19 protein-coding genes are annotated in these 21118 nt (G+C 59.2%); 16 read left to right on the forward strand and 3 right to left on the reverse strand.

Annotated elements, in window-relative coordinates:
- Positions 1 to 56 precede the first annotated feature (56 nt).
- On the forward strand, positions 57 to 545 hold the full coding sequence (gene sixA, locus IEX01_RS16770; RefSeq protein ID WP_024558222.1) for a phosphohistidine phosphatase SixA: 489 nt from the start codon (positions 57 to 59) through the stop codon (positions 543 to 545).
- 105 nt (positions 546 to 650) lie between these two features.
- On the opposite strand, the gene smrB is transcribed toward sixA, so the two are convergent.
- Positions 651 to 1202 carry an endonuclease SmrB gene (gene smrB / locus IEX01_RS16775; RefSeq protein WP_024561606.1) on the reverse strand — a complete coding sequence of 184 codons (552 nt, stop codon included), beginning with the start codon at positions 1200 to 1202 and terminating at the stop codon, positions 651 to 653.
- Positions 1203 to 1367: 165 nt separating this feature from the next.
- Here smrB and prmB point away from each other — a divergent pair, with 165 nt between their 5' ends.
- The 6 genes from prmB to IEX01_RS16805 all read left to right on the forward strand — a co-directional run bounded on the left by prmB (position 1368) and on the right by IEX01_RS16805 (position 5951).
- Positions 1368 to 2300, forward strand: a complete 933-nt coding sequence (gene prmB / locus IEX01_RS16780; protein WP_188724204.1) for a 50S ribosomal protein L3 N(5)-glutamine methyltransferase — start codon at positions 1368 to 1370, stop codon at positions 2298 to 2300.
- 73 nt (positions 2301 to 2373) lie between these two features.
- Complete coding sequence (aroC, locus tag IEX01_RS16785; protein WP_024561607.1) at positions 2374 to 3459, forward strand: chorismate synthase; 1086 nt, start codon at positions 2374 to 2376, stop codon at positions 3457 to 3459.
- A gap of 4 nt (positions 3460 to 3463) precedes the next feature.
- Positions 3464 to 4288 (forward strand): penicillin-insensitive murein endopeptidase, encoded by an 825-nt coding sequence (gene mepA, locus IEX01_RS16790; protein ID WP_188724205.1) that lies wholly within the window; start codon positions 3464 to 3466, stop codon positions 4286 to 4288.
- Between the two features lie 10 nt (positions 4289 to 4298).
- A complete protein-coding gene (locus IEX01_RS16795) occupies positions 4299 to 5096 on the forward strand; it encodes a sulfite exporter TauE/SafE family protein (RefSeq protein WP_024558227.1) in 798 nt (265 codons plus the stop codon).
- Positions 5096 to 5644 carry an elongation factor P hydroxylase gene (locus IEX01_RS16800; RefSeq protein WP_024558228.1) on the forward strand — a complete coding sequence of 183 codons (549 nt, stop codon included), beginning with the start codon at positions 5096 to 5098 and terminating at the stop codon, positions 5642 to 5644. Before IEX01_RS16795 ends, IEX01_RS16800 begins: the two co-directional genes overlap by 1 nt.
- 28 nt (positions 5645 to 5672) lie before the next feature.
- The gene (locus IEX01_RS16805) at positions 5673 to 5951 is read left to right on the forward strand and encodes a YfcL family protein (protein ID WP_024558229.1); all 279 of its coding nucleotides are present in this window, start codon (positions 5673 to 5675) and stop codon (positions 5949 to 5951) included.
- A gap of 112 nt (positions 5952 to 6063) precedes the next feature.
- On the opposite strand, the gene mnmC is transcribed toward IEX01_RS16805, so the two are convergent.
- On the reverse strand, positions 6064 to 8064 hold the full coding sequence (gene mnmC, locus IEX01_RS16810) for a bifunctional tRNA (5-methylaminomethyl-2-thiouridine)(34)-methyltransferase MnmC2/FAD-dependent 5-carboxymethylaminomethyl-2-thiouridine(34) oxidoreductase MnmC1 (RefSeq protein ID WP_188724206.1): 2001 nt from the start codon (positions 8062 to 8064) through the stop codon (positions 6064 to 6066).
- Positions 8065 to 8220: 156 nt separating this feature from the next.
- On the opposite strand from mnmC, the gene fabB reads away from it, so the two are divergent.
- Together fabB and IEX01_RS16820 are read left to right on the forward strand one after the other, a co-directional pair.
- A complete protein-coding gene (gene fabB / locus IEX01_RS16815) occupies positions 8221 to 9438 on the forward strand; it encodes a beta-ketoacyl-ACP synthase I (protein WP_024558231.1) in 1218 nt (405 codons plus the stop codon).
- A gap of 798 nt (positions 9439 to 10236) precedes the next feature.
- Positions 10237 to 13071 carry an autotransporter serine protease gene (locus IEX01_RS16820; protein ID WP_188724246.1) on the forward strand — a complete coding sequence of 945 codons (2835 nt, stop codon included), beginning with the start codon at positions 10237 to 10239 and terminating at the stop codon, positions 13069 to 13071.
- A gap of 51 nt (positions 13072 to 13122) precedes the next feature.
- Here IEX01_RS16820 and flk read toward each other — a convergent pair whose 3' ends face one another.
- Positions 13123 to 14124 carry a flagella biosynthesis regulator Flk gene (gene flk, locus IEX01_RS16825; RefSeq protein WP_024561727.1) on the reverse strand — a complete coding sequence of 334 codons (1002 nt, stop codon included), beginning with the start codon at positions 14122 to 14124 and terminating at the stop codon, positions 13123 to 13125.
- 121 nt (positions 14125 to 14245) lie between these two features.
- On the opposite strand from flk, the gene pdxB reads away from it, so the two are divergent.
- The 7 genes from pdxB to dedD all read left to right on the forward strand — a co-directional run bounded on the left by pdxB (position 14246) and on the right by dedD (position 21084).
- The gene (gene pdxB / locus IEX01_RS16830) at positions 14246 to 15382 is read left to right on the forward strand and encodes a 4-phosphoerythronate dehydrogenase PdxB (RefSeq protein WP_188724208.1); all 1137 of its coding nucleotides are present in this window, start codon (positions 14246 to 14248) and stop codon (positions 15380 to 15382) included.
- A gap of 67 nt (positions 15383 to 15449) precedes the next feature.
- Positions 15450 to 16463 (forward strand): aspartate-semialdehyde dehydrogenase, encoded by a 1014-nt coding sequence (locus IEX01_RS16835; protein WP_024561728.1) that lies wholly within the window; start codon positions 15450 to 15452, stop codon positions 16461 to 16463.
- Positions 16463 to 17275: a tRNA pseudouridine(38-40) synthase TruA gene (truA, locus tag IEX01_RS16840; RefSeq protein WP_024558236.1), complete on the forward strand. Its 813-nt coding sequence runs from the start codon at positions 16463 to 16465 to the stop codon at positions 17273 to 17275. Before IEX01_RS16835 ends, truA begins: the two co-directional genes overlap by 1 nt.
- 25 nt (positions 17276 to 17300) lie before the next feature.
- Positions 17301 to 17960 (forward strand): DedA family protein, encoded by a 660-nt coding sequence (locus tag IEX01_RS16845; RefSeq protein ID WP_028020010.1) that lies wholly within the window; start codon positions 17301 to 17303, stop codon positions 17958 to 17960.
- A 151-nt stretch (positions 17961 to 18111) separates the two neighbouring features.
- The gene (gene accD, locus IEX01_RS16850; protein WP_188724209.1) at positions 18112 to 19035 is read left to right on the forward strand and encodes an acetyl-CoA carboxylase, carboxyltransferase subunit beta; all 924 of its coding nucleotides are present in this window, start codon (positions 18112 to 18114) and stop codon (positions 19033 to 19035) included.
- A gap of 71 nt (positions 19036 to 19106) precedes the next feature.
- Positions 19107 to 20375: a bifunctional tetrahydrofolate synthase/dihydrofolate synthase gene (gene folC / locus IEX01_RS16855; RefSeq protein ID WP_188724210.1), complete on the forward strand. Its 1269-nt coding sequence runs from the start codon at positions 19107 to 19109 to the stop codon at positions 20373 to 20375.
- A complete protein-coding gene (gene dedD / locus IEX01_RS16860) occupies positions 20365 to 21084 on the forward strand; it encodes a cell division protein DedD (RefSeq protein WP_024556195.1) in 720 nt (239 codons plus the stop codon). Before folC ends, dedD begins: the two co-directional genes overlap by 11 nt.
- Positions 21085 to 21118: the final 34 nt, after the last annotated feature.

Here is a 21118-nt window from a genome sequence, read left to right on the forward strand (position 1 = left end):
GTTGTGTTATACCCGAAGGGGAAAAGGGCGATTCTGGTTAACAAAAGCGGTGCAATATGCAAGTTTTTATCATGCGTCACGGCGACGCAGCACTCGATGCCGCCAGTGATTCGGTTCGTCCGCTAACCCATTGCGGTTGTGATGAATCCCGTCAAATGGCGACCTGGTTAAAAGGTCAAAAGGTGGATATCGAACGTGTTCTGGTGAGCCCTTTCCTGCGAGCCGAACAGACACTGGATGTCGTACGGGAGGCAATGAATTTGCCGGAAACACAAGACATCCTGCCGGAGCTGACGCCTTGCGGCGATGTTCATCTGGTAGGGGACTATCTGCAGGCGCTGGCGAAAGAGGGGATAGCCTCGGTGCTGGTGATTTCGCACCTGCCGCTGGTCGGTTATCTGGTCTCTGAGCTTTGCCCTGGCGAAACGCCGCCTATGTTCACCACTTCCGCTATCGCTAACGTTACGCTGGATAACGAAAGCGGCAAAGGGGTGTTCAACTGGCAGATGAGCCCCTGCAATCTCAGAATGAAAAAAGCGATTTAACGCCAGTCGCATGAAAAAAGAGCCGCTCAGTGCGGCTCTCTGCTTTTTTGGCCCGGCGCGTTCTTTATATGCCCGCCATCTGCTTTGCAGCGCGCAAACGTCGGTTCAGGGCAACTGCGGCGGCTGCCACTCTTCCACTTCAATCAGCACCACCAGCGCGGCGTCGCCGCCATACTCTTTCGGCGCCTGATGAAACGCCATCACGTGAGGATGCTGCGCAAGCCACAGCGGCGTCTGCTGCTTAAGAATATGTTTGCCGTGGCCGTGCATCACGCAGGCGCAAAAAACATGCTCGCGGCGGCAGGCGGCGATAAGCGCGCCCAGTTCCTGTTTCGCCTGCATCTGCGTCAGGCCGTGCAGGTCGAGAAACAGCTCGGGGGAGTAGTCGCCCCGGCGCAGCTTTTTCAGTTCGAAATGATCGACGCCCGGGCGCACGTAGCGCATCGGCCCGTCGCTGTTCAGCAGCGGCTGGAACTCATCGGAAAAATAGTGGCTGTTATCCACTTGCTCCTGCAACAGGCGCTTTGGCGGCACCTCGCTCAGTTTCTTACGCGGCGGCGGATGGACGATGGTGTCCTGCTTTATCTGGCGGGTTCCGCGCATCAACTCACGGAACAGCGCGCTTTCTTCCTCGCTCAGCGATGGCTTCTTTTTCATCTCGTTCTCGTCTTAAGCATTTTGGGGCAGTTTACCTGACTTCGTGCGCGTGCCAAATAAAACGCCCAATTCCCGGCCTGCCGCGTCGGCGAATGCTGATTTATCGCCGTCTTCATGGCAAACTAGCCGCCGAATGTAAACGCGGTGCGGCCTGCGGAGGGCAATGTGGATAAAATTTTCGTCGATGAAGCAGTTAATGAACTGCACACCATTCAGGATATGCTGCGCTGGGCGGTTAGCCGGTTTAGCGCGGCGAACATCTGGTATGGTCACGGCACGGACAACCCGTGGGATGAGGCGGTGCAGCTGGTGCTGCCCACGCTCTGGCTACCACTGGATATCCCGGAAGATATGCGCACCGCGCGCCTGACCTCCAGCGAGCGTCACCGCATCGTTGAACGCGTGATTCGCCGCGTTAACGAGCGTATTCCGGTGGCCTACCTCACTAACAAAGCCTGGTTCTGCGGCCACGAGTTTTTTGTGGATGAGCGCGTGCTGGTGCCGCGTTCGCCCATCGGCGAGCTTATCACCAACCGCTTCGCCGGGCTGATTGACCATCAGCCGCAGCACATTCTGGATATGTGCACCGGCAGCGGCTGCATCGCCATCGCCTGCGCTTATGAATTCCCGGAAGCGGAAGTGGACGCAGTCGACATCTCCACCGATGCGCTGGCGGTCACCGAACATAATATTGAAGAGCACGGCATGATCCACCACGTTACGCCGATCCGCTCCGATCTCTTCCGCGACCTGCCGAAAGTGCAATACGACATCATCGTCACAAACCCGCCTTACGTGGATGAAGAAGATATGTCCGACCTGCCGGGCGAATACCGCCATGAGCCGGAGCTGGGGCTCGCTGCGGGCAGCGACGGGCTGAAGCTGGCGCGCCGCATCATGGCCTGCGCGCCGGATTACCTCACCGACAACGGCATTCTGATTTGTGAAGTGGGTAACAGCATGGTACATCTGATTGAGCAATATCCGGATGTCCCCTTCACCTGGCTTGAGTTTGACAACGGCGGTGATGGCGTCTTTATGCTGACCAAAGCGCAGCTTATCAGCGCGCGCGAACACTTCAGCATTTACCGGGATTAATCCGTACCTTGCGGGCCTGCGCGCCCGCATTCACTCCTTTCACATATAACGATGACAACGGTAAGGAGCCGTGATGGCAGGGAACAGTATTGGACAATTCTTTCGCGTAACGACCTTCGGTGAATCCCACGGTCTGGCGCTGGGCTGCATCGTGGACGGCGTGCCGCCGGGCATTCCGCTTACCGAAGCGGACCTGCAGCACGACCTCGACCGCCGCCGCCCCGGCACCTCTCGCTATACCACACAGCGCCGCGAACCGGACCAGGTGAAAATCCTCTCCGGCGTGTTTGAAGGTGTCACCACCGGCACCAGCATCGGCCTGCTGATTGAAAACACCGATCAGCGCTCGCAGGATTACAGCGCTATTAAAGATGTGTTTCGTCCCGGCCATGCTGATTACACCTACGAACAAAAATATGGCCTGCGCGACTACCGCGGCGGCGGGCGCTCCTCAGCGCGTGAAACCGCGATGCGCGTGGCGGCGGGCGCCATCGCTAAAAAATATCTGGCGCAGAAATTCGGCGTGCAGATCCGCGCCTGCCTGACGCAGATGGGCGATATTCCGCTGGAAATCAAAGCGTGGGATCAGGTGGAGCAGAACCCGTTTTTCTGTCCGGACCCGGATAAAATCGACGCGCTGGATGAACTGATGCGGGCGCTCAAGAAAGAGGGCGACTCGATCGGCGCGAAGGTGACTGTCGTGGCGGACGGCGTACCGCCGGGCCTCGGCGAGCCGGTATTCGACCGTCTTGATGCTGATATCGCCCATGCGCTGATGAGCATCAACGCGGTGAAAGGGGTGGAAATTGGCGAAGGTTTCGGCGCGGTGGCGCTCAAGGGCAGCCAGAATCGCGATGAAATCACCAAAGCGGGATTCCAGAGTAACCATGCGGGCGGCATTCTCGGCGGCATCAGCAGCGGCCAGCAGATCGTCGCGCATATCGCGCTGAAGCCCACCTCCAGCATTATGGTGCCGGGCCGTACCCTCAACCGCTTCGGCGAAGAGGTTGAGATGGTGACGCGCGGGCGCCACGATCCCTGCGTGGGGATCCGCGCGGTGCCGATCGCCGAAGCGATGCTGGCTATCGTGCTGATGGATCACCTGCTGCGTCAGCGCGCCCAGAACGCCGACGTCAGCACAACACTGCCTCGCTGGTAAACGCATGAAAAAAGCACTCTGCGCGCTGCTGGCTCTCTGTGCCAGCAGCGCGGTTTTCGCCGCCACACCGTGGCAAAAAATCAGTCGTCCTATTCCCGGCAGCGCCCAGTCTATCGGCGCGTTTTCCAACGGCTGTATCGTGGGCGCGCAAGCGCTGCCGCTTAACGACGATGCTTATCAGGTGATGCGCACCGACCAGCGTCGCTATTTCGGTCATCCGGATCTGGTGCGTTTTATCCAGCGCCTCAGCGGTGAAACGCATCGCCTCGGTATGGGCACCGTCCTGGTAGGTGATATGGGAATGCCCGCGGGCGGACGGTTTAACGGCGGTCACGCCAGCCACCAGACCGGGCTTGATGTCGATATCTTCCTGCAACTGCCGAAAACGCGCTGGAGCGCCGCACAGCTGCTCAAGCCCCAGGCGCTGGATCTGGTGGCGCGCGACGGAAAATCGGTTGTGCCTTCATTGTGGAAACCGGAAATCGGTGGGCTTATCAAGCTTGCCGCGCTGGATGATGAAGTGACGCGTATTTTTGTCAATCCGGCCATTAAGCAGCAACTTTGTCTGGACGCCGGGCCGGATCGCGACTGGCTGCGCAAAGTGCGCCCGTGGTTCCAGCACCGCGCCCATATGCATGTGCGCCTGCGCTGTCCGGCTGACAGCCTTGAGTGCGAAGAGCAAGCGCCGCCGCCGCCAGGCGATGGCTGCGGCGAGGAGCTGCAAAGTTGGTTTATCCCCGCCAAACCAGGCGGACAGGCGCCAGTGAAGAAAGCGCCACCACCGCCACCGCCTTCCTGTCAGGCGCTGCTGGATGAGCATGTACTTTAAGGATAAGTAAATGGATCTCTTTATGGTTTCCCCGCTGCTGCTTGGCGTGTTGTTTTTCGTCGCCATGCTGGCGGGGTTTATCGACGCGCTGGCGGGCGGCGGCGGGCTGCTGACCGTGCCTGCGTTGCTGGCGGCAGGCATGTCGCCCGCGCAGGCGCTGGCCACCAATAAGCTGCAGGCGTGCGGCGGTTCAATCTCTTCCTCGCTCTATTTTATCCGTCGCGGCGTGGTGGATCTCAAATCGCAGAAGCTTAACATTCTGATGACCTTCATCGGTTCGACTACCGGCGCGCTGCTGGTGCAGCATGTGAAATCTGACGTGCTGCGCCAGATCCTGCCGCTGCTGGTTATCGGCATCGGCCTCTATTTTCTGCTGATGCCGCGCCTTGGCGAAGAGGACCGGCAACGTCGTCTCTATGGCCTGCCTTTTGCGCTGGTGGCCGGGGGCTGCGTGGGCTTTTATGACGGCTTCTTCGGCCCTGGCGCAGGCTCGTTTTACGCGCTGGCCTTTGTCACGCTCTGCGGCTATAACCTTGCTAAATCCACCGCTCACGCCAAGGTGCTGAACGCCACCTCGAATATTGGCGGCCTGCTGCTGTTTATTATCGGCGGCAAAGTGGTGTGGGGGACCGGATTTATTATGCTGGCGGGGCAGTTTTTGGGCGCCCGCCTGGGTTCAAGACTGGTGCTGAGCAAAGGCCAGAAGCTTATTCGCCCGATGATAGTGATTGTCTCGGCGGTCATGAGCGCCAAACTTTTATATGACAGCCATGGAACGGAAATTCTGCAAGCCTTAGGGATAAACTAATGAGTAAAGAACACCATTACCAACAGCTAATAGAGATATTCGACGGCTGCTTTGCCGGAGAATTTAATACCCGTCTGATTAAAGGCGACGATGAGCCTGTTTATCTTCCGGCTGACGACGACGCGCCTTACAACCGGGTGGTTTTCGCCCACGGTTTTTACGCCAGCGCTTTGCATGAGATTTCGCACTGGTGTATTGCGGGCAAAGCGCGGCGCGAGCTGGTGGACTTCGGCTACTGGTACTGCCCGGACGGACGCGACGAAGCCACGCAGCACCAGTTTGAAGATGTTGAAGTAAAGCCGCAGGCGCTGGAATGGCTCTTTTGCGCGGCGGCGAATTTTCCGTTTAACGTTAGCTGCGACAACCTGAGCGGCAATTTTGACCCGGATCGCATCGCTTTTCAGCGTCGGGTGCACGCTCAGGTGATGACCTATCTGGAGCAGGGGATCCCGACGCGCCCGGCGCGTTTTATCGCTGCTCTGCAAGATTACTACCAGACGCCGCCGTTTACGGCGGAGCAATTTCCATGGCCGGAAGACTTGTGCTGATCGCCATAGTACTGAAAGAGGAAAGAAGATGATCGCGGAATTTGAAGCACGCATTCTGGCGCTGATTGACGACATGGTAGCGCATGCCAGCGATGATGAACTGTTCGCCAGCGGCTACCTGCGCGGGCACCTGACGCTGGCGGTAGCCGAGCTTGAGCAGGGCGACGACCATTCGCCGGAAGCGGTGTATGCGAAAGTGACCAACAGCCTTGAAACCGCCATTCACGCCGGCGAGCTCTCCCCGCGCGACCAGGCGCTGGTGCTTGGCATGTGGGATAACCTGTTCCAGCAGGCGAAGTTGAAGTAACCCTCGGGGCTTAACTTGCATCGCTCCTCTTCCTGACGGCGAGGAGCGGTTCAGGTATGCATGAACCGCTCCGGGCAGGTAAACGTAGCGCCTTTCCCACCCGCTGCGACACTCACTTCACCGCTTTTCCTTTCAGCAGCTTTCGCACCCACAGACGGTTGGGGTTCAGCGCCGCAAGCGTTGCGCTATCCAGCGGCAGCGGGTCATCGTTCATTTGCGAAGCGAGAATTTCCGCAGCCAGCGGCGCGCTGCACAGCCCGCGGGAGCCAAGCGCGCCCAGCATAAAGAGATTGGCGTGAACCGGGGCGGGGGCGGCGTTTTCCGGCGCGGCGGCAAGCGTCGCGTATTGCGAAAGCGTGGCTTCGTAGTCCGCCACGTTGCCCACCATCGGCAAATGGTCGCGCGTTGCGCACCTTACGCCGCAGCGCGCTTCGCCGCCGCTGACATCGACTTCCTGCGTCCAGTCAGCTTGCGGCAGGCAGTCAATCAGCCGCTGGCGGTTATGCTGCTGATCCGCTTCGTTATAAACCATTTGCTCGCGTCCGCGATGATAGCTTGCGCCGATACAGTGCATGCCGTTGGCCGGGTTTTGCGGCGTCAGGTAACCGTCATAGCAGAGCACCTGGCGCAGCTTGGCAAGCAATGGCGCGGTAGGAATATGGCTTACCTGGCCGCCGACCGGGTAAACCGGCAGCGGCGCCGTCTGTTCAAAGCGGCTTATCTGCCAGCCGTTCGCCAGCACGGCGGCCTGATGGTAAGCCTGCTCGCCGTTATCAAAATCGAGCCTCCAGCCGGTTTGCTCCTGCGCGAGCGCAGTAACGCGGCGACGATAATGCGTTTTTAACCCCAGCTTGCAGGCAAGCTCCAGCACGCCCGCCGTGAGTTGGGCGGGGCACAGCCAGCCGCCCTGCGGATATTCAATGCCGCCGCAGCCGGTGCGTACGCCCGCACGCGCTTCCACTTCCTGCGCCGTAACCGCCCGCGCCAGCGGCTGGGGCAAATCCAGGCTCAGCATCTGGTCAATCTTCTGCTGGCTTTTTTCATCGAAGCCGAGCTGCGTGACGCCGCACCAGTCGTGGTCGAATGACACCGGCAGGCTGTCGTAAAGACGACGCGCAAACGTAAAAGCAGCGGGGAAAAAGCGTGCCAGCGCGGCGTCGTGCTGGCTTAGCAGCGGATAAAGCGCGCCCTGGCGGTTGCCGGATGCGCCCTGAGCCGGATCCTCATCTTCACAATAAAGCGTCACCTGCCAGCCGCGGCGTAACAGCGCGAGCGAGAACAGGGCGCTGGCGATGCCGCCGCCGATAACCGCGGCTTCCCGGGCGGAGGCAGGCGAACGGGCAAACCAGGGCGCGCGCGAAACGGCGTCGTCTCGCTCTTCAAGGATGCCGGTCAGCATTTCGCGCTTGCGCCCAAAGCCTTTGCGCTTTTGCATGGTAAAACCCGCCTCCTGCAAACCCCGGCGTACAAACCCGGCTGAGGTGAATGTCGCAAGCGTGCCTTCTTTACGCGCCAGGCGCGCCATCGCCGAGAAGAGCTTCGGCGTCCACATATCAGGGTTTTTCGCTGGCGCAAAGCCGTCCAGAAACCAGGCGTCTACCTGCTGGTTGAGCGAATCATCCAGTTCATCGACAAGCGAGTTGATATCCCCAAACCAGAGATCGAGCGTGATGCGCCCGTCGTCCAGCAGCAAACGCTGGCAACCCGGCAGCGGCAGCGGCCATTGCTGCTGCAGCTTTTGCGCCCACGGCGCGAGTTCAGGCCAGTGGGCGTGCGCTTGCCTGAGATCCTGCGCGGTTAGCGGAAATTTTTCGAAGCTGATGAAGTGCAGGCGCTGAAGGGGCGCCTGCGGGTGGGCATGGCGAAAAGCGTCAAAGGCCTGCCAGAGCGTTAAGAAGTTGAGACCAGTGCCGAAGCCGCTTTCGGCGACGACTAACGACGAACGGGGATGCGTGAGGAAGCGTTCCGGCAAGTGATTGCCGCCGAGAAAAACATAACGGGTTTCTTCCAGCCCATTATCATTAGAAAAGTAAACGTCATCAAAATCTCGGGAAACAGGTGTACCCTCACTATTAAAGTCAAGGCTGGCCGGTTGTATCGCGTTAAGTTTCACGTAAGTTGCTCGTCTGACAGGCGGTGGCACGATCTTAACGATGTGTGTAAAGCGGTGCAAATTTCCTGATATTTTGGCTGATCGGACTTGTTCGGCGTACAAGTGTACGCTATCTTGCGACACGAATCTTACAAAGTGCGACTACAGAGGTATTGAATGAAACGTGCAGTGATTACTGGCTTGGGCATCGTTTCCAGCATCGGTAATAACCAGCAGGAAGTCCTGGCATCTCTGCGTGAAGGGCGCTCGGGGATCACTTTCTCTCAAGAATTTCTCGATTCCGGTATGCGCAGCCACGTCTGGGGTAACGTAAAACTGGACACCACGGGCCTGATTGACCGCAAAGTGGTTCGTTTCATGAACGATGCCTCTATCTATGCGTACCTTTCGATGCAGGAAGCCATCAAGGATGCAAACCTGAGCGAAGAGGTTTATCAGAACAACCCGCGCGTTGGCATCATCGCCGGTTCCGGCGGCTCTTCCAAAGCACAGGTATTTGGCGCAGACGCAATGCGCAGCCCGCGCGGTCTGAAAGCGGTTGGTCCGTATGTTGTGACCAAGGCTATGGCTTCCGCGGTCTCCGCTTGCCTGGCGACGCCGTTCAAAATCCACGGCGTGAACTATTCCATCAGCTCCGCTTGCGCGACTTCCGCACACTGCATCGGCAACGCGGTTGAGCAGATCCAGCTTGGCAAACAGGATATCGTTTTTGCCGGCGGCGGCGAAGAGCTGGGCTGGGAAATGGCCTGTGAGTTCGACGCCATGGGCGCGCTCTCCACCAAATACAACGAAACGCCGGAAAAAGCGTCCCGCACCTATGATGCGAACCGCGATGGCTTTGTTATCGCAGGCGGCGGCGGTATGGTCGTTGTGGAAGAGCTGGAGCACGCGCTGGCGCGCGGCGCTCACATCTATGCTGAAATCGTCGGCTACGGCGCGACGTCTGACGGCGCAGATATGGTTGCTCCGTCGGGCGAAGGCGCGGTGCGCTGCATGAAGATGGCGATGCAGGATCTCGACGCGCCAATCGACTACCTGAACTCGCACGGCACTTCCACGCCGGTGGGCGACGTGAAAGAGCTGGGCGCTATCCGTGAAGTGTTCGGCAACAATACCCCGGCCATTTCCGCCACCAAAGCGATGACCGGCCACTCTCTGGGCGCCGCAGGCGTGCAGGAAGCTATCTACTCCCTGCTGATGCTGGAGCACGGCTTTATCGCGCCGAGCATTAACATTGAAGAGATGGATGAGCAGGCGGAAGGTCTCAATATCGTAACGGAACCGACCGTGCGCGAGCTGACGACCGTGATGTCTAACAGCTTCGGCTTTGGCGGCACCAACGCCACGCTGGTTATGCGTAAGCTGAAAGCGTAAAACGCTACCCGATAAAAAGAGCGCGAAAGCGCTCTTTTTTTTGCCTTTTTACCAGCTTCGCCCGGCGGCATCGCTGCTTCAGGCTCCCCTCAATGCCCGCTATTTTTCGGTACTGATAGTAAAGGAAATCATAAACAGGCTGTTTCAACTGGCTATTAATTCAGGGTTGTGTCTCTTTAAAAGAAATAGTTCCCCGACAGGTGGTATTAAAACCCGACGTCTTATTTTTATATTGAGAACCGCCGGGATTTAGATATTAAAAGGAAAGGAAAATACCGCTAATAATAAGGCGGAGGATTAATTCTTTAGTCTGCTAATTAATAAGGCTGCATCACCCTTGTTGTTAAAAAGTTGGATGCTCGTTTTGTCTGTATCATCCTCCGGTTTTCCTCACCGCCCCAGCCCTGGCAAGGGCTCAGGAGACGAGCCTGGCCTGGGGGTTGCCTCCGCCTAAGCAAAATTTATCTCCTTGTATTTAAACTAATTACATAAAAAACATTCTGCTGCATATATCTAAAATTAAAGTTTTACTGAATCAGGCCGATAGAGTTTAGCGCCACTAAAGCAAGCAAAAAGAAATATCACCTGTTTATTTTGATAATTCTTCCTGCAATGAGCAGTGCCATTCTGCTGCTGGCGGCATTTATGCAGACATACGAAAGCCGAAATTTTTAATTTGCGGAATTCAGGGAAAACTTTTTTATAAAGGCGTTAAATCGCCCGGGAGTTGTTATGCCCTCAAAAAAGTCTTTGGGTAAACGGACTTTTTCGATTACAGGGAAATCAGTTTTGATTGTGATGCTCTCTGCTTGCAGCGGTGGCGGTGGCGGCGGTGGCGGTGGCGGTGACCACAGCGGCACCGTTAACGGCGTCACGGGCGACGGCGCCAGTAAGACGAGCGCGCAAAACAGCGGCGGCGCGGGTAATAACGCCAGTCCGGGCAACGACAGCGGCGTTGTGGCAACCCCGCCGGCCAACAAGACGATTTTAAAAGCGCCTGTTGCTCAGCCTGGTGGGCCTGCGCTTTCCGCAGGTGAAACCGTTGTCAGCACGCCATGGAACCAGAACCTTTTCACCACCAACGCGGCGGCGGCGCGCGCGGCAGGCGTGAACGGCGCAGGCGTTACCGTTGGCGTTGCGGATACGGGCATCGACAGCCAGAACCCGGCATTGCAGGGCGCCGTGACGGGCGTGCTCAATTATGTCGACCCGGCAACCAACAACCTTAACGTAGAAGATGTGCGCGGCCACGGCACGTCGGTCGCCCAGACGCTGGCGGGACGTACAGCCAGCGTTTTCTCCGGCGGCACCGCTTCCGGCGCGTCGCTTATCAGCGCCCGTATTATCCCCGACAGCAGCAACACCGCCTACAGCCTTTCCCTGGCTCAGGTGAACAGCGACCTGGCGCGCGCGGGCGCGAAAATCATCAACAATTCATGGGAAATCCCGAACTGGGACACGACGAATAGCGCGACAACCAACTATTACGTCAACGCCTGGAAGCCGTTTATCGCCCAGGGCGGGCTGGTGGTTTTTGCAAGCGGCAACAGTTCCGCCGCTAACCCGAGCACCATCGCCAGCCTGCCAGTTGTTTCAGGCTCGCAGGAACTGGAAAAAGGCTGGCTGGTGGTGACGGCGACCAACAACCTGAATGCTATCGCCTCTTACGCGAACCGCTGCGGCATCAGCAAATACAATTGCCTCGCCGCGCCGGGTAACGTTTATGTGCTTGAGGAAGACGAGCAGGGCAACGCGCAGCTGCGCCTGGTGAACGGCACCTCTTTCGCCGCGCCGCAGGTCTCAGGCGCGGCCGCGCAGGTCTGGCAGCAGTTCCCCTATTTCTCAAACGATCTGGTACGCCAGACGCTGCTTGGCACCGCCGCCGACCTCGGCGCGCCGGGGGTGGATGAGGTTTATGGTTACGGCATGCTCGACGTGGGCAAAGCCATCAAAGGCCCGGCGAAGTTCGACTGGGGCGATGTCAGCGTCTCGTTTGATGGTTACAGCTCGACCTGGCGCAACCCCATCAGCGGCGCAGGCGGGCTGATCAAAAACGGCACCGGCACGCTGGTGATGACGGAAGAAGCCACCTATACCGGCGCGACCCGCGTACTGGGCGGTATTCTCTCCGGCAAGAGCATCGCCTCTTCCGCAAGCGTCGGCAGCGCAGGCGCTCTCGACATGCGCGGCGTAAAGGGCGATGTTGATAACCGTGGATATGTGATCCTGCGCGATGGCGAAACCCGCTTCGGCGGCAACTACACGCAGTATGGCGAAGGGCATCTTGCTTTCATGCTGGGCTCTACGCTTAACGTTGCGGGTAATGCCGCGCTGGATGGCGATCTTCATGTGTTGGGCGTGCCTCAGGGTTACGTTACCAAAAGCCAGCAGGAGGTGATCAACGCCGGGTCGGTGCAGGGGCAATTCAGCAGCTTCACGCAGGAGCCAGGCGTGTTCCTGGACGCTTCGGTAGGTTACAGCGCAAACCAGGTCTGGCTGAATATTCAGCGCCTTCAGGCCACGCAGGTGAGCGGCGTAAATTACACGCCAGCCGCCGCTTCCGGCGCAACGCGCCTTGAGCAGGCTTTTGTGCAACTGGATAACCAACCGGCGGACGCGCAACAAACCGCGTTTGCGGCGACGGCGGCGCAAATTCAGCAAGCGCCGACGGCGCAGGCGGCGCAGGCGACGCTTGAGAGCCTTTCCGGGCAGCTTCCGGCGGCGGGCAGCGCGATGGCCTATCAGTCCATCAACCTGAGCCAGCGCCGCGACGCAGAGCATATCGCGCAACTGATGGACGCGCCGCAAAGCCGCCAGTGGGCGGAGCGTTTCTCCTGGAACGGCAGCCTTGGCCATGCCGGTTTTGCGCCAGTCAACTACGCCGCGAACGGCTGGGTAACGGGGCAGGATACCTTTATCGACAGCAACACCTTTATCGGCAGTTCGCTGATGTTTGGCGACACCTCCGGCAGCCTGAGCAGCGGCGGTGAAAGCAGTCGCGGCACGCTGAATGAAGCGGCGCTTTACGGCGGCAAAATCGTTGGCGGTTACTATGTGACCGGCCGTATGGCTTCCGGCTACTACGACGGCGATCAGCGCCGTATGCTGTGGCTTGGCAGCCAGGCCGAGCGCGTCAGCAGCCGTCAGAGCGGCAGCTGGTTTACGCTTGGCAGCGAGAGCGGTTACCGCTTCAGCGGCGAGCAGTGGCAGGTTACGCCGTTTGCGGACGCGCAGTATATCAGCCTGCGTCAGAGCGCCTTCGAAGAGCAGAGCCGCAGCGGCTTCGGTCTGAAGGCGGATGACCAGACCACCGGCCGCTGGCAGGCAGGCGTGGGTTTGCGCACCCGCTATACGCAGGAACTGCTGAAATATGGTCGCATTGGCGTCGGTTTCCAGACGCATTATCAGCGCACCGTCAGCCAGGAAAGCGGCCGTTATCAGGCAAGCTTTACCGGTGTTGACCAGGCTATGCCGCTGGCGGGTGTCACGGCGCCGCAGGATGTCTGGACGACGGGCGTGAGTGTGATGTGGCAATTTAACGATGATTACAGCCTGTCGTTTGGCGGTGAGCATACCCTCAGCGACGGCCGGAGCGACGCGCAGCTCGAAGCAGGCTTCAGCGTCGGCTTTTAATCCCGAGTAATAAAACAAAAGGCTCCCTGCGGGGAGCCTTTTTTATTGCGGCTAGATAACCAGCCAGAGCAGAAGCAGCACGATGACAAACGCGAACAGCGCTAGCCCCGGGCGGGCCGAGAGGTTTTTCATCGGCTCGATAACCGAGGCGATAAGCGGGTTATAGATAGGCTGGATGTTACGCACTTCAAGGCTTTCCGGCGAACGTTCGGCGCGGCGGACAAACACCTGGTTTAGGATATCCTGCACCTGGGCGGTGGTCAGCAGAGTTTGCGGCGTGGCTTGATAGCGCTGCTGGGCGTAATCGCTCATCTCTTGCCATTCCCGCGGCTCCATCGGCTGGCGCAGCGCGGCCTGCACGCTGTGCAGCGTGGGCGAAGGCTGCTGGGCGAGCGTCTGGCGCGCCGTAAGCCAGGTCGTCAGCAGGGCGAAATGTTTCGCCGGGATCAGCTCGCCGGTTTTCACGCCGGAGAGTTCCAGCATCGACTGCCAGATGAGCTTCGGCGACTCGCCCGTGGCGGCGGCAAGCTTCGTCACCAGTTGGTTAAGCGTATTGTGCTCGGCAGGCTGCAACGGGCGGTCGGTGGCCGGGCGCTGCTGCGGCTGCGGAATATTCAGCTGATTATTCTGTAAAAGCGTCAACACGCTTTTAAGCTGGTCCGGCGTAAGCTGATTCAGCGCCGTATGGCCAAACTGCTGGCGAATGTAATCGCTCGCCGCCTGGCGGTTGTTGCCCACGCTCAGCAACTCGGTAAGCTGCGACAACACCTGGCGGTTGGCATGGGTTTGCTGCGCGCTGGTCAGGCGCTGGTTCAGGTTTTGCTCGGCGGCGGGAAAATGGCGCGAGAGCAGGGGGGCGTCGCTTTTAAGCCCTAAATCATGCTTCATGCCTGCCCACACTTCCGCGCTCTGTTGCTGAGTCAGCGCAACAAGGCGGGTAATGAGGCGCTCCAGCACGGTGCGCTGCTGAGTGGAAAGCGGCTGCTCTTGCGGTGGAAGTGCGGAGGGCGGCTCGCCGGGAGGGCGCGCCGTAGCGCCCTGAATGGGTTGCATCATCAATAATCCTTAACTGACCGGATGTTGTCGCGAAACATTAGCAGGCTGTTAAGTATGCCTGGCGGCGAGATTATGGCACACTTACCGGTTATCTCCCGCACAAAACAGGTACTGAAACGTGAAAATCCTCGTTGATGAAAATATGCCTTACGCCCGTGAGCTTTTCAGCCGCCTTGGCGAGGTAAAAGCGGTGCCGGGCCGTCCAATCCCGCAGAGTGAACTGGACGACGCCGAAGCGCTGATGGTGCGCTCGGTGACGAAGGTCAACCGCGACCTGCTTGCCGGTAAACGCATAAAATTCGTCGGCACCGCCACCGCCGGTACCGATCACGTTGACGAAGCGTATTTACGCGAGGCGGGCGTCGCCTTTTCCGCCGCGCCCGGCTGTAACGCCATCGCTGTGGTGGAGTATGTTTTCTCCGCGCTGATGGGGCTTGCCGAGCGCGACGGCTTTGCGCTTACCGACCGCACCGTCGGCATCGTCGGCGTCGGCAATGTCGGCTCCCGCCTTCAGGCGCGGCTGGAAGCGCTGGGCGTGCGCACGCTGTTGTGCGACCCGCCGCGCGCAGAGCGGGGCGACGACGCCGATTTCCGGCCGCTGGACGAGCTGGTTAATGAGGCGGATATCCTGACGTTCCACACGCCGCTTTATAAAGAAGGCGCTTACAAAACGCTGCATCTGGCCGATGAGGCGCTGATCCGCCGCCTCAAGCCCGGCGCCATTCTTATCAACGCCTGCCGCGGGCCGGTGGTGGATAACGCCGCGCTGCTGAAATGCCTGAACGAAGGGCAGAAGTTAAGCGTGGTGCTGGATGTGTGGGAGCCGGAGCCGGAACTCAACCGCGACCTGCTGAATAAAGTGGACATCGGCACCGCGCACATCGCCGGTTACACCCTGGAAGGCAAAGCGCGCGGCACGACGCAGGTGTTTGAAGCATTCAGCGCGTTTATCGGCCAGGCGCAGCAGGTTGCCCTCGATACGTTGCTTCCCGCGCCGGAGTTTGGCCGCATTACGCTGCACGGGTCGCTCGATCAGGCAACGCTAAAAAGACTTATCCATCTGGTGTATGATGTGCGCCGCGATGATGCGCCGCTGCGTAAAGTGGCGGGCATCCCGGGTGAGTTTGATAAGCTTCGCAAGAACTACCTTGAGCGCCGCGAATGGTCGTCTCTGTATGTGCAGTGCGACGACGCCGCCAGCGCTGAACTGTTGCAAAAGCTTGGCTTTAACGCTGTTTATCATCCGGCCCGTTAACCACTTTCTCTCATTCCCCGCCCGTAGCGCGCGGGGAATGCTTTTTTATTGTCTGGAGTAAACCACCATGTCTGAAGGCTGGAACATCGCCATACTGGGCGCCACGGGCGCCGTGGGAGAGGCCCTGCTCGAACTGCTTGCCGAGCGTCAGTTCCCGGTGGGCGAACTTTATCCTCTGGCCCGTGCGGAAAGCGCGGGCGAAACGCTGCGTTTCGCAGGCAAAAGCGTGCAGGTTCAGGATGCCGACGCGTTTGACTGGACTCAGGCGCAGCTCGCCTTTTTCGTTGCCGGCGTCGAAGCTTCCGCGCGATATGCGGAAGAGGCGACTAACGCGGGGTGTCTGGTTATCGACTCCAGCGGCCTGTTCGCGCTGGAGCCGGATGTGCCGCTGGTCGTGCCGGATGTTAACCCGTTTGTGCTGGCCGATTACCGCAACCGTAATCTGGTGGCCGTGGCGGACAGCCTGACCAGCCAGCTGCTGTGCGCGCTCAAACCGCTGATTGACGAAGGCGGCCTTTCCCGCATTCAGGTCACCAGCCTGCTTTCCGTTTCCGCGCAGGGCAAGGCGGCGGTGGATGCGCTGGCGGGGCAGAGCGCGAAGCTGCTCAACGGCATTCCGATTGATGAAGACGATTTCTTTGGCCGCCAGCTGGCGTTCAACCTGCTGCCGATGCTGCCAGACAGCGAGGGCAGCGTGCGTCAGGAGCGCCGTCTGGTGGATGAAGTCCGTAAAGTATTGCAAGACGAGGGACTGATTATCTCTGCAAGCCTCGTGCAGTCGCCGGTTTTCTACGGCCATGCGCAGATGGTGAATTTTGAAGCGCTGCGCCCGCTGGCGGCGGAAGAGGCGCGCGACGCCTTCGCGCGCGGCGAGGATATCGCCCTTTCTGAAGAGAGCGAATTCCCGACGCAGGTGGGCGACGCATCCGGCAATGCTCAGCTTTCCGTAGGCTGCGTGCACAACGATTACGGCATGCCGGAGCAGATCCAGTTCTGGTCGGTGGCGGATAACGTCCGCTTTGGCGGCGCGCTGATGGCGGTAAAAACCGCGGAGAAACTCCTTCAGGAGTATTTCTACTGATGTCGGAAAGTCTGGAAAAGTCGGTAATGAAAATCGCGCTCGGCATCGAGTACGACGGCAGTAAATATTATGGCTGGCAGCGTCAGCAGGAAGTGCGAAGCGTGCAGGAGAAGCTTGAGAAAGCGCTTTCGCAGGTGGCGAACGAGCCTGTCACCATCTTTTGCGCCGGGCGCACCGACGCGGGGGTACACGCCACCGGGCAGGTTGTGCATTTCGAAACCACGGCGCAGCGTAAGGACGCAGCCTGGACGCTGGGCGTAAATGCGAATTTACCTGGTGACATCGCCGTACGCTGGGTAAAAGATGTGCCGGAAGATTTTCACGCGCGTTTTAGCGCCACGGCGCGCCGCTATCGTTACGTTATCTATAATCATCGCCTGCGCCCGGCGGTGTTGCAGCAGGGCGTGACCCATTACCACCTGCCGCTGGACGCCGAACGTATGCACCGGGCGGCGCAGTGCCTGCTTGGCGAAAACGACTTTACCTCGTTTCGCGCCGTGCAGTGCCAGTCGCGTACGCCCTGGCGCAACCTGATGCACATCAATGTAACGCGCTATGGCGCTTACGTGGTGGTGGATGTCAAAGCGAACGCTTTTGTACATCATATGGTGCGCAATATCGTCGGCAGTCTGATGGAAATCGGCTGCGGCAACCAGCCGGAAACCTGGATGGCGGAACTGCTGGCGGCGAAGGACAGAACCCTTGCCGCCGCCACAGCGAAAGCGGAAGGGCTCTATCTGGTTTCGGTGGACTACCCGGCGCATTTCGCGCTGCCCAGACCGCCGATGGGACCCCTTTTTTTAGCTGACTGAATGCTGTTGAGGAAGGCAAAACATGATGGATGCTATCCGCTTTATCGTTGATTTTATTTTGCACATCGATGTGCATCTGGCCGAACTGGTGGCCGCCTACGGCGTCTGGGTTTACGCCATACTGTTCCTGATTTTGTTCTGCGAAACGGGGCTGGTGGTGACGCCGTTTTTACCGGGCGACTCGCTGCTGTTTGTGGCGGGGACGCTCTCCGCGCTGCCTTCCAACGATCTCAACGTGCATCTGATGGTCGTACTGATGGTGATTGCCGCTATTCTTGGCGATGCGGTGAACTACACTATCGGGCGTCTGTTCGGCGCGAAGCTTTTCAGCAACCCGGACTCGAAAATCTTCCGGCAGAGCTATCTTGATAAAACGCATGCGTTTTACGAGCGCCACGGCGGCAAGACGATTATTCTGGCGCGCTTCGTGCCGATTGTGCGTACTTTCGCGCCGTTCGTCGCTGGCATGGGCCATATGTCCTACCGCCATTTCGCTTTCTATAATGTGATTGGCGCGCTGTTGTGGGTGCTTATCTTTACCTACGCTGGATATTTCTTCGGCACCATACCGTTGATTCAGGAAAACCTGAAAGTGGTTATGGTGTTGATTATTCTCGCGTCTGTCTTGCCGGGCGTTTATGAAGTGGTGCGCCACAAGCGCGCCGCGGCGCGGCAGTCAAAATAACGGCCATAAGCGGTTCGACCACTTTTTTATCCAAAGTCGCGGGCCGTTATGGTTTAATGAACAGCATTTATGGTCTGTCGGGGGCAAAAATGGCATTATGCGCCCCCACAGAAAAACTGGCATCGACCAGGTTCAGGCAGAAAGGTCATCAATGAGCTGGATTGAACGAATTCTCAATAAAAGCAATATTACCCCCACCCGCAGGGCGAACATTCCGGAAGGCGTGTGGACCAAGTGCGACAACTGCGGCCAGGTGCTTTATCGCGCCGAGCTGGAGCGCAACCTGGAGGTCTGCCCGAAGTGCGACCACCATATGCGCATGGCGGCCCGCGATCGTCTGCACAGCCTGCTGGACGAAGGTTCACTGGTGGAACTGGGTAGTGAGCTTGAGCCGAAAGATGTGCTGAAGTTCAAAGATTCCAAAAAATACAAAGACCGTCTGGCAACCGCCCAGAAAGAGACCGGCGAAAAAGACGCGCTGATCGTTATGAAAGGCACCCTGCATGGGATGCCGGTTGTCGCGGCGGCCTTTGAGTTTGCTTTCATGGGCGGCTCCATGGGTTCTGTCGTCGGCGCGCGTTTTGTCCGCGCCGTTGAGCAGGCGCTGGAAGATAACTGCCCGCTGATTTGCTTCTCCGCCTCCGGTGGCGCGCGTATGCAGGAAGCGCTGATGTCGCTGATGCAGATGGCGAAAACCTCTGCGGCGCTGGCGAAAATGCAGGAGCGCGGCTTGCCGTATATCTCCGTGCTGACCGACCCGTCCATGGGCGGCGTCTCCGCGAGTTTCGCAATGCTGGGAGACCTTAATATCGCCGAGCCGAAAGCGCTGATTGGCTTCGCCGGCCCGCGCGTTATCGAGCAAACCGTACGTGAAAAACTGCCGCCGGGCTTCCAGCGCAGCGAGTTTCTGATCGAAAAAGGCGCTATCGATATGATTGTCCGCCGTCCGGAGCTGCGCCTGAAGCTTGCCAGCATTCTGGCGAAGCTGATGAATCTGCCGGCGCCGAACCCGGATGCGCCGCGCGAAGCGGTCGTGGTTCCGCCCGCGCCGGAACAGGGTCAGCAAGAGGCCTGATAGTCTTGAAGGGCAGGCCGCACCGGCGCTGCCCTTTTTCTTTTCTGAACCGTAACCAGGATACGGGCATCATGGAACAGCAATCTATTCCGCAAGCCACGTCGCCTCTGGCCACGTGGCTTTCTTATCTGGAAAACCTGCACAGTAAAACCATCGACATGGGTCTTGAGCGCGTCTCCCGCGTGGCGGCCGCGCTTGGCGTAACCAAACCCGCACCGTTCGTTTTCACCGTCGCGGGCACTAACGGCAAGGGCACCACCTGCCGCACGCTGGAAGCGGTGCTGATGGCGGCCGGCTACAAGGTCGGGGTGTACAGTTCCCCGCATCTGGTGCGGTATACCGAACGCGTGCGCGTGCAGGGCAAAGAATTGCCCGAGGCGCGCCATACCGCCTCCTTCGCGGAAATCGAAACGGCGCGGGGCGAAACCTCGCTCACCTATTTCGAATACGGCACGCTCTCGGCGCTGTGGCTTTTTAAGCAGGCGCAGCTGGATGTGGTTATCCTCGAAGTCGGGCTGGGCGGCCGTCTGGATGCGACTAACCTGGTGGACGCGGATGTGGCTGCGGTCACCAGCATCGCGCTCGATCATGTTGACTGGCTGGGGCCGGATCGCGAAAGCATCGGTCGCGAAAAAGCGGGCGTTTTCCGCCAGGGCAAACCGGCCGTGGTGGGCGAGCCGGATATGCCCCACACCATCGCCGACGTGGCCGCGGAGAAAGGCGCGCTGCTGCTGCGCCTCGGCGCAGACTGGAACTATGAGGTGAGTGAAAGAGGCTGGCGGTTTACTGACGCTCAGGGCGCGCTTGAAAACCTGCCGCTGCCGCAGGTGCCGCAGCCTAACGCCGCCACGGCGCTCGCCGCGCTGCGCGCAAGTGGGCTGGCGATAAGCGAAGAGGCTATCCGCGAGGGAATTGCCCGCGCAACGCTGCCGGGACGTTTTCAGATTGTGAGCGACTCCCCGCGCCTGATCCTCGATGTGGCGCATAATCCTCATGCGGCGGCTTACCTGGCCGAACGCCTGCGTCAGTTGCCAACGCGCGGCCGGGTGCTGGCGGTGATCGGCATGCTGCATGACAAAGATATCGCCGGGACGCTGGCCTGTCTGGAGCCTGTAGTCGATAGCTGGTATTGTGCCCCTCTGGAAGGGCCCCGTGGCGCCAGCGCAGAGCAGTTAATTGAGCATCTCGGCGCAGGCGAGGTTTTCGCAAGCGTGGCCCAGGCCTGGCGTGCGGCGATGGCGCAGGCGCAGGCGTCAGATACGGTGCTGGTGTGTGGGTCGTTCCACACGGTAGCGCAGGTAATGGAAGAGATGGACGCGGGGAGAACCGGTGGCGAGTAAGTTTCAGAACCGATTAGTGGGAACCATTGTGCTGGTGGCGCTCGGGGTAATCGTGCTGCCCGGGCTGCTTGACGGAAAGAAAAAGCATTATCAGGATGAGTTCGCCGCTATTCCTCTGGTGCCGAAACCAGGCGACACGAACGAACCCGATATGCTGCCGGCGGCCACTCAGGCGCTGCCGGCTCAGCCGCCGGAAGGGGCGGCGGAAGAGGTGAGGGCGGGCAACGCGGCGACCTCTTCTATTGATACCACGCGCCTGCCGGCGGAAACCGGCGCGGGCATTGACGAAGTACCGGAAGAGGTGCAGCCGAAGCCCAAACCGAAGCCGGTTGAGAAACCTAAGCCGGTAGAGAAGCCGCAGAGCAAACCGCAGCGCGATAAAACCGATGAGCAGTTGGCGATGCTGAGCGAAGAGGAAAAGCCTGCCGCGAAGCCGACCCAGAACAAACCGGAAGCGCCGCCTGCCGGTAAAGCCTACGTGGTGCAGCTGGGCGCGCTGAAAAATGCCGACAAAGTAAATGAAATTGTTGGTAAACTTCGCGCCAGCGGCTATCGCGTTTATACCTCGCCTTCAACGCCGGTGGCGGGGAAAATCACCCGCATCCTGGTTGGCCCGGAAGCGTCAAAAGATAAGCTTAAAGGTTCGCTTGGCGAACTGAATAAGATTTCCGGCCTTAATGGCGTGGTGATGAACTATAGCGTGAACTGATAAAAGCGCGCCGGTCAGGCGCGTGAATCGGCCA

It is taken from the genome of Franconibacter daqui (assembly GCF_014644275.1).
Lineage (GTDB): Bacteria > Pseudomonadota > Gammaproteobacteria > Enterobacterales > Enterobacteriaceae > Franconibacter > Franconibacter pulveris.